The following is a 14,383-nucleotide window of genomic DNA, read 5'->3' on the forward strand; positions in this document are numbered from 1 at the left end:
ATGCCTTCACTTGTCGCGGAGTTCGCGGCGCAGGATCTTGCCCACGGGCGTCTTGGGCAGCTCGGTGCGGAACTCGATCACGCGCGGCTGCTTGTAGCCCGTCAGGTTGGCGCGGCAGAAATCGCGCACCTGGGCCTCGCTGAGGGCCGGGTCCTTCTTGACAATGACCAGCTTCACCGCTTCGCCGGTCTTGTCGTCGGGCACGCCGACCACGGCGCATTCGAGCACCCCGGGCAGTTGCGCCACCACGTCCTCGACCTCGTTCGGGTACACGTTGAAGCCGCTCACGAGCACCATGTCCTTCTTGCGGTCGACGACCTTGAAGTAGCCACGCTCGTCCATCACGCCGATGTCGCCGGTCTTGAAGTAGCCGTCGGCCGTCATGACCTTGGCGGTTTCGTCGGGGCGCTGCCAGTAGCCCGCCATCACCTGCGGGCCGTGGATCGCGATCTCGCCGCGCTCGCCCACCGGCACTTCCCGTCCCTCTTCGTCGAGGCACTTCATGCGGGTGCCCGGCAGCGGCACGCCGATGGTGCCACTGAAGCTCTTGCTGGTGGTGGGGTTGCAGCTCGCCGAGGGGCTGGTCTCCGACAGGCCGTAGCCCTCGCAGATCGGGCAGCCGGTCTTGTCGAGCCAGAGCTTGGCCACCGCGCCCTGCACCGCCATGCCACCGCCCACGGACACCCGCAGGTGGCTCCAGTCCACGGTGTTGAAGTCGGGGTGGTTGGCCAGGCCGTTGAACAGCGTGTTGACCGCGGGGAAGCTGTGGAAGCGGTGCTTGCTCAGCTCCTTGAGCACCGCGGGCAGGTCGCGCGGGTTGGGGATCAGGATGGTCTTGCCGCCCACGCGCAGGCTCAACATCATGTTCACCGTGAAGGCGAAGATGTGGTACAGCGGCAGGGCGCACACGGCCGTGGGCTGTTCGCCCGGCGGCAGGGTCTTCATCACCGGGTCGTTCCAGGCCTCGGACTGGAGCACGTTGGCGATGATGTTGCTGTGCAGGAGCACCGCGCCCTTGCTCACACCCGTCGTGCCGCCGGTGTACTGCAGCACCGCCATGTCGTCGGGCCGCAACTCGGGCTTGCGCAGCGTGGCGCGTGCGCCGCGCGACAGTGCGTCGTTGAAGCGCACGGCCTGCGGCAGGCTGAAGGCCGGCACCATCTTCTTCACGTTGCGCACCACGTGGTTCACCAGCATGCCCTTGAGCAGGCCGAGCTGGTCGCCCATGGCCGCCAGCACCACGTGCTTGACCGGCGTCTGCGCGATGCACTGCTGCAGCGTGTGCGCGAAGTTCTCGATGATGACGATGGCCTTGGCGCCCGAGTCCTTGAGCTGGTGCTCGAGCTCGCGCGCGGTGTAGAGCGGGTTGACGTTGACCACCACCAGGCCCGCGCGCAGGATGCCCGCCACCGCGACCGGGTACTGCGGCACGTTGGGCATCATGATCGCGACGCGATCGCCCTTGACCAGGCCCAGCGACTGCAGGTACGCGGCGAAGGCCTGCGACTGGCTGTCGGTCTGCGCGTAGCTGATCTCCTTGCCCATGAAGCTGTACGCGGTGCGGCTGGCGTGGCGGCGAAAGCTCTCCTCCATCAGGTGCACCAGCGACGGGTACGGGCTGGTGTCGATGTCGGCGGGCACGCCTTCGGGGTAGGCGGACAGCCACGGGCGTTGGTCGGTCGCGGTCAGCATTGCTTGCTCCTCTGGTCGAAACGGGTCAGCGCCTGCAGTGCGGCCGTGTCGTCGTTGCGCACCGCCACGTAGTTCGGGCCCGACCGGAAATCGTTCATCTTGTAGTGCCACGGCCCGAAAGCGACGCCGCGGCGCTCGAGCCGGCCCACCGCGTAACCATGGCGCGCGAACAGCTCGTGGAAGTCGCGCATCAGGAACTTGGCATCGCCGTGCGTGTAGCCGTACTCGAACTGCACCACGCGCACCGCGCGGGCACCGAGCATGCGCTCGAAGCCCGCGAGCACCAGGTGGTCCGCCCCTTCCACATCGATCTTGAGCAGGTCGATGGACGCGATGCCGTGCTGCTCGCAATAGCGGTCACCGGTGACGATCTGCGCCTCGGAAACCACGGCGGTCTGCTGCGCGTCGTGGTAGGTGGCGTTGGACAGAATGGTGTTGACGGTGGAGTTCTCGCCGTAGTCCTTGAAGGCGATGCTGCCGTCGCGGTCGCCCATGCCGCAGTTGTTGACGGTGAAGCGCGGGCCGCTCACGCGCTGGCTCAGCGTGCGCCAGGTGCGTGGCGAAAGCTCGAAGCTGTGGATGTGCGCCTCGGGCATGAGCTGCGCGGCCGCGAGCGTCCAGTCGCCGACGTTGGCCCCCACGTCGAACACGGTGCGCGCGCCCAGCGTGCCCATGCGTTCAAGCAGGCGCCGTTCGCCGTTGCGGTCGAAGTCGTAGGAGTAGCCGCGCAGGTGGTCGATCGCCCCCTGCAGCAGCTTCACACCCAGGGCACGCGGATCTTCCCAGACCTTCTCGAGACGCTGCCCGAAGGTCTTGCGCGGCTTCACTCCACCGCCTTGGTCATGTCCTCGACCACCTTCTTCGCATCGCCGAAGACCATCATGGTCTTGTCCATGTAGAACAGCTCGTTGTCCAGGCCCGCATATCCCGCGGCCATGGAGCGCTTGTTCACGATCACGGTCTTGGCCTTGTAGGCCTCGAGGATGGGCATGCCGTAGATGGGCGAGCCCTTCTGCAGCGCGGCCGGGTTCACCACGTCGTTGGCGCCGAGGATGATGGCCACGTCGGCCTGGCCGAACTCGCCGTTGATGTCCTCCATCTCGAACACCTGGTCGTAGGGCACCTCGGCCTCGGCCAGCAGCACGTTCATGTGGCCCGGCATGCGCCCGGCCACCGGGTGGATCGCGTACTTCACGGTGATGCCTTTTTCGGTGAGCTTGTGCGCGAGCTCCTTCACCGCGTGCTGCGCGCGCGCCACCGCAAGGCCGTAGCCGGGCACGATCACCACGGTTTCGGCGTTGCCCAGGATGAAGGCCGCGTCGTCGGCGCTGCCGCTCTTGGCGGTGCGCTGCACGCCCCCGCCGGCCGCCGCGGCACCGGCGTCACCGCCGAAGCCGCCCAGGATCACGCTGATGAACGAGCGGTTCATGGCCTTGCACATGATGTAGCTCAGGATCGCGCCCGAGCTGCCCACCAGCGAGCCGGCGATGATCAGCATGCTGTTGTTGAGGCTGAAGCCGATGCCCGCGGCCGCCCAGCCCGAGTAGCTGTTGAGCATGGACACCACCACCGGCATGTCGGCGCCGCCAATGGGGATGATGATGAGCACGCCCAGGACGAAGCCCAGCGCGATCACCAGCACGATGTCCATCCAGCTCTGCGAATGCCAGAAGCCGAAGACGAAGAAGGCCGTGGCCAGACCGAGCGCGAGGTTGAGCTTGTGCTGCCCCGGGAAGGTGACGGGCGCCCCCTGGAACAGGCGGAACTTGTACTTGCCCGAGAGCTTGCCGAAGGCGATCACCGAGCCGCTGAAGGTGACCGCGCCGATGAAGGCGCCCAGCGCGAGTTCGATGCGGTTGCCGCCCGGAATGGGCAGGTCGCGCCCGGCGATGCCGAAGGCCCAGGGCTCGGCCACCACGGCCACGGCAATGCAGACCGCGGCCAGGCCGATCATGCTGTGCATGAAGGCCACGAGCTCGGGCATCTTGGTCATCTCGACCTTCTTGGCCATGACCGCGCCGATGCCGCCGCCCACCACCAGGCCGCCGAGCACGTAGACCATGCCCTGCGCCTTGCCGCCCGACAGCTCGACGATGAGCGCCGCGGTGGTGAGCACGGCGATGGCCATGCCCGTCATGCCGAAGACGTTGCCGCGGATCGAGGTGGTGGGGTGACTCAGGCCCTTCAGGGCCTGGATGAAGCAAACCGAGGCGATCAGGTAGAGCAGGACGACGAGGTTCATGCTCATGCTTGCTCTCCCGCGCCGGCCTTGGGCGCCTTCTTCTCTTTCTTCTTGAACATCTCGAGCATGCGCCGCGTGACCAGGAAGCCACCGAACACGTTCACCGCGGCAAGCGCCACGGCCAGCACGCCCATGGTCTTGCCCAGCGGGGTCTCGGTGAGCGCGGCCGCGAGCATGGCACCCACGATCACGATGGCCGAGATCGCATTGGTCACGGCCATCAGCGGCGTGTGCAGGGCGGGCGTGACGTTCCAGACCACGTGGTAGCCCACGTAGATGGCGAGCACGAAGATGATGAGGTTGATGAGGGTGGGGGAGACGGCGTCCATGTCACTTCCTTTTGACTTCACCGGCCTGGGTCATGAGACAGGCGACCACGATGTCGTCGTCCATCGGCACCTGCACCGCGGCCGCGTCTTTGGGCAGCACGAGCTTGAGGAAGTCGAGCACGTTGCGCGCATAGAGCGCGGAGGCGTCGGCCGCCACGCGCGCGGGCAGGTTGGTCTCGCCGATCAGGGTCACGCCGTGCTTGACGACCGTCTTGTCGGCCTCGGTGAGCGGGCAGTTGCCCCCCACGCCGTTGGGGCCCTTGCCGGCCGCGATGTCCACGATCACCGAACCCGGCTTCATGCTTTTCACCATGTCTTCGGTGATCAGCGTGGGCGCGGCGCGCCCCGGAATGAGCGCGGTGGAGATGACCACATCGGCCAGCGCCACGCGCTTGGCCACCTCGGCGGCCTGGCGCTGCAGCCAGCTCGGCGGCATGGGGCGCGCATAGCCGCCCACGCCTTCGGCCGCCTCCTTCTCTTCGGCGGTTTCGTAGGGCACATCGATGAACTTGCCGCCCAGCGACTCGACCTGCTCCTTCACGCTCGGGCGCACGTCGGAGGCTTCGATGACCGCGCCCAGCCGCTTGGCGGTGGCAATGGCCTGCAGGCCGGCCACGCCCACGCCGAGGATCACCACGCGCGCGGCCTTCACCGTTCCGGCGGCCGTCATGAGCATGGGGAAGAACTTGGGGTAGGCGTTGGCCGCGGCGATCACGGCCATGTAGCCCGCGATGTTGGCCTGCGAGGACAGCACGTCCATGCTCTGGGCGCGCGTGGTGCGCGGCGCGGCTTCGAGCGCGAAGGCCGTGAGGCCGGCCGAGGCCAGCGCCCGCAGGCCATCGGCATCGAAGGGGTTGAGCATGCCCACCAGGGTCGCGCCCGGCTTCATCTGCGCCAGCTCGGCCGGCTGCGGGCTACGCACCTTGAGCACCAGGTCGGCGCCCAGGGCGCCGGCGGCGTCGGTGATCTGGGCGCCCACGGCCTCGTAGGCCGCATCGGTGGCACTGGCCGCGAGACCGGCGCCGGCCTGCACGCGCACGGTGTGGCCCTGGGCCACGAGTTTCTTGGCCGTCTCGGGCGTGACGGCCACACGGGTCTCGCCCGCCAGGGTCTCAGCGGGTACGCCGATGAGCATGGGTGTCTCCTCGCTCGGGGAAGTGAATTTTGCGGGCAAGCTTAACTGAAAGCTTTTTGAAAGCCTGTGGCGGCAGGCACGCCACCGATAATTCTGCGATGAGCGAACGATGGAAACCCAGCGTCACCGTGGCCGCGGTGATCGAACGCGATGGCCGCTACCTGCTGATCGAGGAGCACACGCCCGAAGGCCTGCGGCTCAACAACCCCGCCGGCCACCTCGACCCCGGCGAAAGCCCCGCACAGGGGGTGGCGCGGGAGACGCTCGAAGAAACCACCCACCGCTTCACGCCCACCGCGCTGGTGGGCGTTTACCTCTCGCGCTTCCAGCGCGGCGACGACGACATCACCTACCTGCGCTTCGCCTACTGCGGCGAGCTCGGCGATGCGGTGCCGGGGCGCACGCTGGACCATGGCATCGTGCGCACGCTGTGGCTCACGCCCGACGAGATCCGTGCCCAGCAGGGCCGCTTGCGCAGCCCGCTGGTGCTGCAATGCATGGAAGACCACCTCGCGGGCCGGCGCTTTGCGCTCGACGCCGTGTACACCGACGCCTCGGTGTGGGCGCTCAGGCGCTGAACTGGGGCTGTCGCGTGCCGAGCCGCGCCACGCGGCGGCGGCTCGCCACCGGATACAGCGGCAACAGCAGGCTGAAGCAGGTGCCGTGGCCGACGCGCGAGCGCACGCTCAGCCGGATGCCCAGCAGACGTGCGGCGTGTTTCACCACCGCCAGCCCGAAGCCCACGCCGCCATCGGCAGCGACGCCGCCATCGTCGCGGTAGTGCGGGCCGCCCGCCGTGGCCAGCCCGACCGGGTCCAGGCCGGGGCCCGTGTCCCAGACCTGGAGCAGCAGTTGCTGGCCACGCCGGCGGCATGACACGAGCACGCCGCCGCGCTCGGTGCAGTGCACTGCATTGGCCACGAGGCTGTCGAGCATGCGTTCGAGCAGCAGGGCGTCGGTGTGCACGCACTCCAGGCTCGGGGTCACGGTCCAGTGCAGGCCGCGCGCCTGGGCCTGCGGGCCGTACTGGCGGTCGATGCGCTCGAGCATGGCCTGCATGGAGAACACCGCCAGGCGCGGCCGCAGCGCGCCGGTTTCCAGGCGCGCGACCGTGTCGAGGGTGTCGAGCAGGGCGTCGGCCGAAGCGAGCGCATGGCGCATCTGTGAAAGCAGCACCGCCGGGCTGCGCACCGCACGCTGCTGCTCGAGGCTTTGTGTGGTGAGGCTCATGGCGTACAGCGGCTGCCGCAGGTCGTGCGCCACCGCGCTCAGCAGGCGCGAGCGCTCGTTGCGCAGGCGCTCGGCCAGGGCATGTTCCATCTGCTCGCGCGCCGCGGCGGCCTGCCCCGCCGAGCGCGCGCGGCGGTGGCGGATGGCCCGCTGGCACAGCAGCGCCAGACCCACCCCCAGGAGGATCAGCAGCGCGACGACCCAGGCCAACGTGGCCTCGCCGCCCGCGTCCAGACCTTCGAACCGAATGTCCATGCCTCCCTTCCAGTCCGCCCGCGCAGTGGCGGCGCCACGGCACAGGAAAACAACAGTATTCGAGCCGGGCAGGGCACACTCAATACCTCGTCCGCAGTAGCGGATCGGCCGGCCTTCGCCAGCGCGACCAGCGGCGTACAGTGCGGCCTGTCCGCCGACCGACCGCCATGAACAACCACCGCGACCTGCCGCCCGACGATCCGCTGCGCCAAGCCCTGCACGACGAGGTGCATGCGCGGCCATCCGCGCTGATTCCGCTGCCGGCCCTGATCGCTTTCGTGGCGGTGCTCAACGACGGTGTGGACCGCGCCCAGGAGCTCGAGCACCTGCGCCGCCTGCCCGGCCAGGCCGACCTGCAGGCCAGCGACCTGAACAACCACTTCCTGCGGCTGCAACTGCCCGACGGGCGCACGCTCAAGTGGGAGCGCCACACCGAATTCACGCGCTATTCGCTGGTACAGCCGCTGCCCGAGGGCATGGGCCTGGGCGCGAGCGAGCCCGCGCTGCACGGCACGCTGGCGCTGCCGCCCGGCTGGCTCAACGGCATCCCCGGCCGCACCGTGGCCGCCATCCTGCTGGCCATGGTGGTCGCCGATCTGCCCGAGCAGACGGCCGACGCCCAGGCGCGGCTGATGCGCCCGGCCCAGCACTGGTTCGGCGACCGCACGGTGGTGGCCTCGCAACTCGGCGGAGGGCACTCGTGGGCGGTGACCGACTTCCGGCTGCGGGCCTCGGGCTTCGAGCACATGCTGGTCGTGGCCCCGCCCGACACCAGCGCCTCGCGCGCGGGCCGCATCTCGCAGCGATTGCTGGAGCTCGAGACCTACCGCCTCATGGCCCTGCGCGGCCTGCCCGTGGCCAAGGCGCTGTCGCCCATGCTGGCCGAGGCCGAAGCGCGCCTGGCCGCCATCACCGCGCAGCTCGAACACAAGAGCCTGAACGAACAGGACCTGCTCGACCAGCTGGTGGCGCTCGCCGCGCGCGTGGAGCGCGCCACGGCCGAGCACACCTACCGCTTCGCGGCCACGCGCGCCTACGACGCGCTGGTGGCACAGCGCATCGGCGAGCTGCGCGAGCGCCCCATCCCGGGCACCCAGACCGTGGGCGAGTTCATGCGGCGCCGGCTCTCACCGGCCATGGCCACCGTCGCCGCGAGCGAAGGAAGGCTGGGATCGCTGTCGGAGCGCATCACGCGCACCAGCGCGCTGCTGCGCACGCGCGTGGACATCGCCACCGAGGCGCAGAACCAGGAGCTGCTGGCCAAGCTCACACGCGGCCAGGAACTGCAGCTGCAGCTGCAGACCACGGTGGAAGGCCTGTCGATCGCGGCGATTTCGTACTACGTGATCAGCCTGCTGCTTTACGTGGGCAAGGGCGCCAAGGCCGCAGGCCTGCCTGTCCACCCCGAGATGGCCGCGGCCGCGCTCGTGCCGCTGGTGCTGTGGGCCACCTGGCGCACCACGCGCAAGATCCACGAAAAGCTCGGGGGCTCGTTGCACCCCGGGCAGGGCGGGGTCAAGCCGCCTGCGCCACCGGCGGGCTGAAGGCCTCGTCGCCCGAGGCGGCCTCGGTCACGATCACGCCGCCGCCCAGACAGACCTCGCCGTCGTAGAGCACGGCGCTCTGGCCCGGTGTCACGGCCCACTGGGGCTGCTCGAAACGCAGTTCGAAACCCCCGGTGCCCAGCGGCTCGACGGTGCAGGCCGCATCGGCCTGGCGGTAGCGCGTCTTGGCCCCCAGCGCGCCGGCGGCGGGCGGTTCGCCCGCGGTCCAGCTCGCGTCGTGCGCGCGCAGGCGCGACGTGAGCAGCCAGGGGTGGTCGTGGCCCTGCACGGCCCACAGGGTGTTGTGCGCGATGTCCTTGCGCGCCACGAACCAGGGCTCGTGCTCGCTGCCGCCCTTTTGCGCGCCCTTGGCCTTCACGCCGCCGATGCCCAGGCCCTGGCGCTGACCCAGGGTGTAGAAGCTCAGGCCCACGTGTTCGCCGATGGTGCGGCCGCGCGGGTCCTTGATGGGCCCCGGAGCGCTCGCGATGTAGCGGTTGAGGAATTCGCGGAACGGTCGCTCGCCGATGAAGCAGATGCCGGTGCTGTCCTTCTTCTTCGCATTGGGCAGACCGATCTCGGCCGCGATGCGGCGCACCTCGGTCTTGGGCAGTTCGCCCACGGGGAACATCGTCTTCGACAGCTGCGCCTGGTTGAGGCGGTGCAGGAAGTAGCTCTGGTCCTTGAGCGGATCGAGGCCCTTGAGCAGCTCGAAGCGGCCGGCACGCTCGCGCACCCGGGCGTAGTGGCCGGTGGCGATCTTCTCGGCCCCCAGGCGCATCGCGTGATCGAGGAAGGCCTTGAACTTGATCTCGGCGTTGCACAGGATGTCGGGGTTGGGCGTGCGCCCCGCCTGGTACTCGCGCAGGAACTCGGCGAACACGCGGTCCTTGTACTCGGTGGCGAAGTTCACGTGCTCGATGTCGATGCCCAGCACGTCGGCCACGCTCGCGGCATCGAGCCAGTCCTGGCGGCTGCTGCAGTACTCGCTGTCGTCGTCGTCTTCCCAGTTCTTCATGAAGATGCCGACGACCTCGTGCCCCTGTTGCTTGAGCAGGTACGCGCTCACCGCGGAGTCCACGCCCCCGCTCAAGCCCACCACGACGCGCTGTTTCGATGCCATGGGGCGGGATTATCCCCGCCGGGCCTCGACCCCGGGGCCGGCAGGGGCGAGTACTTAAGGCCCCATTCAGGCGCTTCGCCTGGAATCCCGGCACCCGCATGTGCGGGGGACACCGAAACCAACACCATGAAATCGATTGCCGTCGCCGCCCTCAGCCTCGCCCTTGCCGGTGCCGCCGTGGCCGGCCCCACCTGCACCACCAGCAAGGAAGGCTGGAAGCCCGAAGCCGCCTTCAAGCAGGACCTGCAGGCCCAGGGCTACCAGATCAAGGTCTTCAAGGTCACCAAGGGCAACTGCTACGAGATCTACGGCACCGACAAGACCGGCAAGAAGGTCGAGATCTATTTCGACCCCGTTTCGGGCAAAGCGGTGAAATCCGAATGAGCGAAGCGCCACGGGCCGAACGGGTCTGGGACCCGTTCGTGCGGGTGTTCCACTGGTCGCTGGTCACCTGCGTGGTGCTCAACCAGTGGGTGCTCGAAGAAGGCGACCCGCCGCACGAGTGGGCGGGCTACACCGCCGCGGGGCTCGTGGGTCTGCGCGTGCTGTGGGGCTTCATCGGACCGCGCCACGCGCGCTTCGCCGATTTCTGGCCCACGCCGCAGCGCCTGCGCGAGCACCTGGCTGCGCTCGGCCGCGGCGAGCACCCGCACACGCCGGGCCACAACCCGCTGGGGGCGCTCATGATGCTCGCGCTCATGGGCCTGGTGCTGCTGCTGGGCTTCACGGGCTGGCTGCAGGGCACCGACATGTTCTGGGGCAACGAAGCCGTGCAGGAACTGCACGAAGGGCTGGCCGAGGCGCTGCTCTGGCTCGCGGGCCTGCACGCGGCCGCGGCCCTGGTCATGGGGCGCCTCGAACGCACGCGGCTGGTCAAGGCCATGGTCACCGGCGTGAAGGAGCGCTACTAGACTCGGCGCATGCCCGTGCCGCCAACCATCGACCCCGCCGAGGTGGACTTCACCGCCATCCGCGCGCAGGGCGCGGGCGGGCAGAACGTGAACAAGGTGAGCAACGCGGTGCACCTGCGCTTCGTGGTGCGCACCTCGTCGCTGCCCGAGGCGGTGAAGGCGCGGCTGCTCGCGCTGCACGACACCCGCCTCACGCAGGAGGGCGTGATCGTCATCAAGGCCCAGGGCAGCCGCAGCCTCGAGCAGAACAAGGCCGAGGCGCTTGCGCGGCTGCAGGCCCTGGTCGACGCCGCGGCCGTGGTGCCCAAGCAGCGACGCGCCACGCGGCCCACGCGCGCCTCGCGCGAACGCCGGCTCGAAGGCAAGGCCCAGCGCGCCTCGGTCAAGCGCAACCGCGGCCGTTTGAGCGGCCTCGACTGAGCCCGCCTTCCCCCAGGCGGGGGAGGCTTAAGGACTTTTTAGCAAGCGCTTAAGCCCAATTTAGCGGCGCGCCCAGGACCGTCTGCGGAGACTTCCCGGCATGGCGCGGCGGTGCATGGGGCACCCCCGGCCAACCCCCATGCCGGCCGGGGCCGGCGCTTCAGGAACCACCATGCAATCGAACGCCATCGAATTCAACGCCATCGCCGCGACCGCCCGCACGGGCGAGGGCCGCTTCAACCTGTACGCGGGCATCCACAAGGCGCTGCGCCATACCATGACGGACACGCTGATCGCGCTGGGCCGCACCGACGCGGCCGACGAAGCCGCGCTGCGCAATGCCTGCGACCGCACGGTGGAGCTCATGGAGATGTGCGAGCGCCACCTGGAACACGAGAACCGCTTCATCCACGCCGCGCTGCAGCTGCGCTGCCCCGGTGTGTGCGATGCGGTGGCCCGCGAGCACGAGGACCACCTGCGCGCCACGCAACAGCTGAGCGCGGCCGCCCGCGGCATGGCCGCCGTGCCCGCAGACCAACGCGCCAGCGCGATGCACGCGCTGTACCTCGCGCTGGCCCTGTTCGTGGCAGACAACCTGCAGCACATGCACGCCGAGGAAACGCGGCACAACGCCGCGCTCTGGGCGGCCTACGACGACCTCGAACTCATCGCCCTGCACGACGCGCTGGTGGCCGGCATTCCGCCCCAGGAAATGATGCAGACCCTGCACTGGATGCTGCCGGCCATGAACGCGACCGAGCGCCTCGATCTGCTCAACGACGTGCAGGCCAAGGCACCCGCCCCGGTGTTCGACGCGGTGCTGGACCTCGCGCGCCTGCGCCTGAATCAGGCCGACTTCGCCCGGCTCGCGCGTGGCGTCAACCTGCCGCCGGTGCCGGGGCTGGTGGTCTGAGCCTCAGTCGCTCTCGACCAGTTCGACCGGCGCGAGCGCGTCGAAGCGGAAGCAGCCGCGGCCGGTCTTTTGCAGGCGCAGCGCCGGGCACTGCTCGGTCAGGCGGCGGTGCAGCAGCAGCAGCCGCGCCTCGAGGTTGTCGCTCACGTCGGGCAGGCCCAGCGAGGCGTCGAGCCGCAGTTCGCGGTTGGTGAACTCGTGGCGGCCCTCGCGGTGATGGGTCAGCAGCTTCCACAGGATCGCGCCCGCCACGCCCTTGATGAGGTAGGCGTTGTTGACGAACACGCTGTCGTCGCGCCGGTAGCGGCGCACGCGCAGCGGTGCGGCCGCGGGCGCCACGGCCTGTGGCGCGCCGGCGTCGGACTCGGTGCCGCAGGGTTCCTCGCTCTCGTGCATGAGGTCGATGCCCGCGGCCAGTTGGCCACCGAGCGCCACCAGCAGGTCCTCGTCTTCGTGGTTGAAGCGCATTTCCTGCCCGCACTCGACGAACAGCACGCCCACCACGCGCCCCGCCGACGCCAGGGGCACCGCGAGCTGGCTGCCCGGGCGGGCCAGGCCGGGGTAGGCGATCTCGGCCTGGGTGTCGCGGCCGTAGCCGCCGAGAACGGCCTGGTTGTAGAGCGCGGCGCTCGTCATGTGGTTGATGCGCAGCGGCGTGGCGGCGCGCGCGGCCACGCCGATCACGCCCTGCCCGAACGGAATTTCGGAGCCCACGCCCGAGGGCGTGTAGCCGCGGCTGGCCACGGTGTAGAGCCGGCCCGCGGCGCTGTCGGCGATCAGCACCATGGCCTGCGGCATGTCGAGCTCGTGCTGCAGCACGTCGAGCGCCGCTTCGATCAGCGCGTCGAGCGTGCGCGCGGCCCCGAGCCGCTGGCTGGCGCGGCTCAGCACCGGCAGGGCCGCGGGCCGGGCCTGCGGCGCCGGCAGCCCCGGGGGTCGGGGCGCCACCGGCACGCGCTCGATGGCCAGCACCTCGTGGATGTCGGCGCCGCGCAGCACGAACACGTCGTCGAGTCCGCTTTGCGAGGCAATGCCCGCGAGCTGCGCCTTCATGCGCTCGAACACCGCGCCGCCGGTTTCCGTGCGCAGGTAGCGCAGGTGCAGGCGGTAGAAGGTCATGCCGATCGGATGCACCAGCAGCACCGTGGAGCGGGGGTGCGCGAGCAGGTTCTGCCGCGTGCGGTTGAAGAACTGGAAGGACAGCGCCACGTGGCGCTCGTCCACGTGGTGCACCTGGGACAGGTAGGCCACGTTCGGCGTGCCGTCGGCGGCCACGGTGGCCATCACCGCAGGCACCGCGCCCTCGAGGGCGGGCCGCAGCTCGTCCATGCTGCCGCGTTCGAGGCGCGCGAGGTCAAGCGGGGCGTTCATGGCGGGCGCGTCGCGGCGGTCAGTGGGCCGACACCTGGCGCCCGGCCTGCGGGCCCGGGGTCTGGTCGTAGGCCTCGTCGGGCTCGAACTCCACGGCCACCAGGTCGCCCGGGGCGTGGGCCAGCAGCGCGTGCGCGCACACCGGTGCGAAGCCCACGGCCGCCACCTCCTGCTCCATCGAGCGCAGGTAGGCCTCGAGATGGGGGCCGTCGTCTTCCCGGGTTTCGCGGATGCGCACACGCCGGCTCTTGAACTGCACCGTGAGGTGGGTGCTGGGCTGGCTGAAGACCGCGGCGAGCCGGCCGCTGCTGGCGATGTCGGCCAGCAGCTGGGCGGCCTGGGCGCGCCCCAGGTAGGCGGTGATGCGGCGGCCCTCGTCCTCGATGCGGCTGCCCACGGCGCGCATCACGCTGGGCGTGAGCGCGGGGTCGCAGCTGCAGAGCATGAGCGACACCCCCTTGGCCATCATGGCCAGGAACTCGGGCTTGAGGGGAGGAAGGGGCTTGTCCAAGGGGGCCACCGGCGGTTGGCGCGGATCATAGTCAGGCTTTGGTCACCATCCAAGCACCGCGGCGCTTGCTTTTTCGCACGATCGTGCGCAGAATGCGCCGCCATGGACGCCCGGACCCAGAAAAGCGAAATGACGCGCGCCGCCATCGTCGGCGCCGCGCTCGACCTGGCGTCGGCCGAGGGCCTGGAGGCCATCACGCTGCAGGCGGTGGCCGATCGCATCGGGCTCTCCAAGAGCGGCGTGTTCTCGCGCGTGGGCTCGCGCGAAGCGCTGCAGAAGGCCGTCATCGAGGAGTTCGGGCGCCGCTTCCTGGCCGACGTGTTCGTGCCGGCCATGCAGGCGCCCAAGGGCCTGCCGCGCCTGGGCGAGATCGTGCGCCGCTGGCTGATCCGGCTGCGCGACGTCGAGGCCCACACCGGCTGCCTCTACACCTCGGGCGCGTTCGAACTCGACGACCGCGAGGGCGAACTGCGCGATCTGCTGCTCAACGAGGTCACGCGCTGGCGCGCGGCCCTGCGGCGCACGGTGCTGCAGGCCATCGAAGCCGGCCACCTCAAGGCCGACACCGACCCCGAGCAACTCGTGGGCGAGATCTGCAGCCTGGCCATCGGCCTGGTGCACGACGTGCGCTTCCTGCGCGACCCGCGCGCCGCCGAGCGCGCCCAGGCCACCTGGGACCGGCTGTTGCGGACCTACCAGCGCTGATC

At 69.9% G+C, this 14,383-nt stretch carries 16 protein-coding genes; 7 read left to right on the forward strand and 9 right to left on the reverse strand.

The genetic code is table 11. The annotated features are described in order from the left end of the window. Positions 1 to 6: 6 nt before the first annotated feature. The 5 genes from G9Q37_RS16475 to G9Q37_RS16495 are packed head-to-tail and all read right to left on the reverse strand — an operon-like array spanning position 7 to position 5,398. A complete protein-coding gene (locus G9Q37_RS16475; RefSeq protein ID WP_166228837.1) occupies positions 7 to 1,692 on the reverse strand; it encodes a long-chain-fatty-acid--CoA ligase in 1,686 nt (561 codons plus the stop codon). After that, positions 1,686 to 2,519: an FkbM family methyltransferase gene (locus G9Q37_RS16480; protein ID WP_166228839.1), complete on the reverse strand. Its 834-nt coding sequence runs from the start codon at positions 2,517 to 2,519 to the stop codon at positions 1,686 to 1,688. Before G9Q37_RS16480 ends, G9Q37_RS16475 begins: the two co-directional genes overlap by 7 nt. After that, entirely contained in the window at positions 2,516 to 3,940 is a 1,425-nt protein-coding gene (locus G9Q37_RS16485) for an NAD(P)(+) transhydrogenase (Re/Si-specific) subunit beta (protein WP_166228841.1), read from the reverse strand. The genes G9Q37_RS16480 and G9Q37_RS16485 overlap by 4 nt, the downstream gene beginning before the upstream one ends. Continuing rightward, positions 3,937 to 4,263, reverse strand: a complete 327-nt coding sequence (locus tag G9Q37_RS16490; protein ID WP_166228843.1) for an NAD(P) transhydrogenase subunit alpha part 2 — start codon at positions 4,261 to 4,263, stop codon at positions 3,937 to 3,939. The genes G9Q37_RS16485 and G9Q37_RS16490 overlap by 4 nt, the downstream gene beginning before the upstream one ends. Before the next feature lies 1 nt (position 4,264). Further along, on the reverse strand, positions 4,265 to 5,398 hold the full coding sequence (locus tag G9Q37_RS16495; protein WP_166228845.1) for a Re/Si-specific NAD(P)(+) transhydrogenase subunit alpha: 1,134 nt from the start codon (positions 5,396 to 5,398) through the stop codon (positions 4,265 to 4,267). A 98-nt stretch (positions 5,399 to 5,496) separates the two neighbouring features. Here G9Q37_RS16495 and G9Q37_RS16500 point away from each other — a divergent pair, with 98 nt between their 5' ends. Next, a complete protein-coding gene (locus G9Q37_RS16500) occupies positions 5,497 to 5,976 on the forward strand; it encodes an NUDIX hydrolase (RefSeq protein ID WP_166228847.1) in 480 nt (159 codons plus the stop codon). Here G9Q37_RS16500 and G9Q37_RS16505 read toward each other — a convergent pair. Then, complete coding sequence (locus G9Q37_RS16505) at positions 5,966 to 6,883, reverse strand: sensor histidine kinase (RefSeq protein ID WP_166228849.1); 918 nt, start codon at positions 6,881 to 6,883, stop codon at positions 5,966 to 5,968. The two genes, G9Q37_RS16500 and G9Q37_RS16505, sit on opposite strands and share 11 nt — an antisense overlap. A 167-nt stretch (positions 6,884 to 7,050) precedes the next feature. Here G9Q37_RS16505 and G9Q37_RS16510 point away from each other — a divergent pair, with 167 nt between their 5' ends. Further along, complete coding sequence (locus tag G9Q37_RS16510; RefSeq protein ID WP_166228851.1) at positions 7,051 to 8,427, forward strand: DUF3422 family protein; 1,377 nt, start codon at positions 7,051 to 7,053, stop codon at positions 8,425 to 8,427. On the opposite strand, the gene mnmA is transcribed toward G9Q37_RS16510, so the two are convergent. Beyond that, the gene (gene mnmA, locus G9Q37_RS16515; RefSeq protein ID WP_166228853.1) at positions 8,399 to 9,550 is read right to left on the reverse strand and encodes a tRNA 2-thiouridine(34) synthase MnmA; all 1,152 of its coding nucleotides are present in this window, start codon (positions 9,548 to 9,550) and stop codon (positions 8,399 to 8,401) included. The genes G9Q37_RS16510 and mnmA overlap by 29 nt on opposite strands. A gap of 126 nt (positions 9,551 to 9,676) precedes the next feature. Between mnmA and G9Q37_RS16520 the strand changes: the two genes are divergently transcribed. The 4 genes from G9Q37_RS16520 (at position 9,677) to G9Q37_RS16535 (ending at position 11,794) form a co-directional block, all read left to right on the forward strand. After that, positions 9,677 to 9,934 (forward strand): PepSY domain-containing protein, encoded by a 258-nt coding sequence (locus tag G9Q37_RS16520; protein ID WP_166228855.1) that lies wholly within the window; start codon positions 9,677 to 9,679, stop codon positions 9,932 to 9,934. Continuing rightward, entirely contained in the window at positions 9,931 to 10,461 is a 531-nt protein-coding gene (locus G9Q37_RS16525) for a cytochrome b/b6 domain-containing protein (RefSeq protein ID WP_166228857.1), read from the forward strand. Before G9Q37_RS16520 ends, G9Q37_RS16525 begins: the two co-directional genes overlap by 4 nt. Positions 10,462 to 10,470: 9 nt before the next feature. Continuing rightward, entirely contained in the window at positions 10,471 to 10,881 is a 411-nt protein-coding gene (gene arfB, locus G9Q37_RS16530) for an alternative ribosome rescue aminoacyl-tRNA hydrolase ArfB (RefSeq protein WP_166228859.1), read from the forward strand. A gap of 172 nt (positions 10,882 to 11,053) precedes the next feature. Continuing rightward, positions 11,054 to 11,794 carry a hemerythrin domain-containing protein gene (locus tag G9Q37_RS16535; RefSeq protein WP_166228861.1) on the forward strand — a complete coding sequence of 247 codons (741 nt, stop codon included), beginning with the start codon at positions 11,054 to 11,056 and terminating at the stop codon, positions 11,792 to 11,794. Positions 11,795 to 11,797: 3 nt separating this feature from the next. Here G9Q37_RS16535 and G9Q37_RS16540 read toward each other — a convergent pair whose 3' ends face one another. Together G9Q37_RS16540 and G9Q37_RS16545 are read right to left on the reverse strand one after the other, a co-directional pair. After that, positions 11,798 to 13,165 carry a GAF domain-containing protein gene (locus G9Q37_RS16540; RefSeq protein ID WP_166228863.1) on the reverse strand — a complete coding sequence of 456 codons (1,368 nt, stop codon included), beginning with the start codon at positions 13,163 to 13,165 and terminating at the stop codon, positions 11,798 to 11,800. A 19-nt stretch (positions 13,166 to 13,184) separates the two neighbouring features. After that, complete coding sequence (locus G9Q37_RS16545) at positions 13,185 to 13,676, reverse strand: hypothetical protein (protein ID WP_240936418.1); 492 nt, start codon at positions 13,674 to 13,676, stop codon at positions 13,185 to 13,187. Between the two features lie 102 nt (positions 13,677 to 13,778). Between G9Q37_RS16545 and G9Q37_RS16550 the strand changes: the two genes are divergently transcribed. Further along, positions 13,779 to 14,381, forward strand: a complete 603-nt coding sequence (locus G9Q37_RS16550) for a TetR/AcrR family transcriptional regulator (protein WP_166228865.1) — start codon at positions 13,779 to 13,781, stop codon at positions 14,379 to 14,381. Positions 14,382 to 14,383 lie beyond the last annotated feature (2 nt).

It is taken from the genome of Hydrogenophaga crocea, from assembly GCF_011388215.1.
GTDB classification, from domain to species: Bacteria; Pseudomonadota; Gammaproteobacteria; order Burkholderiales; family Burkholderiaceae_C; genus Hydrogenophaga; species Hydrogenophaga crocea.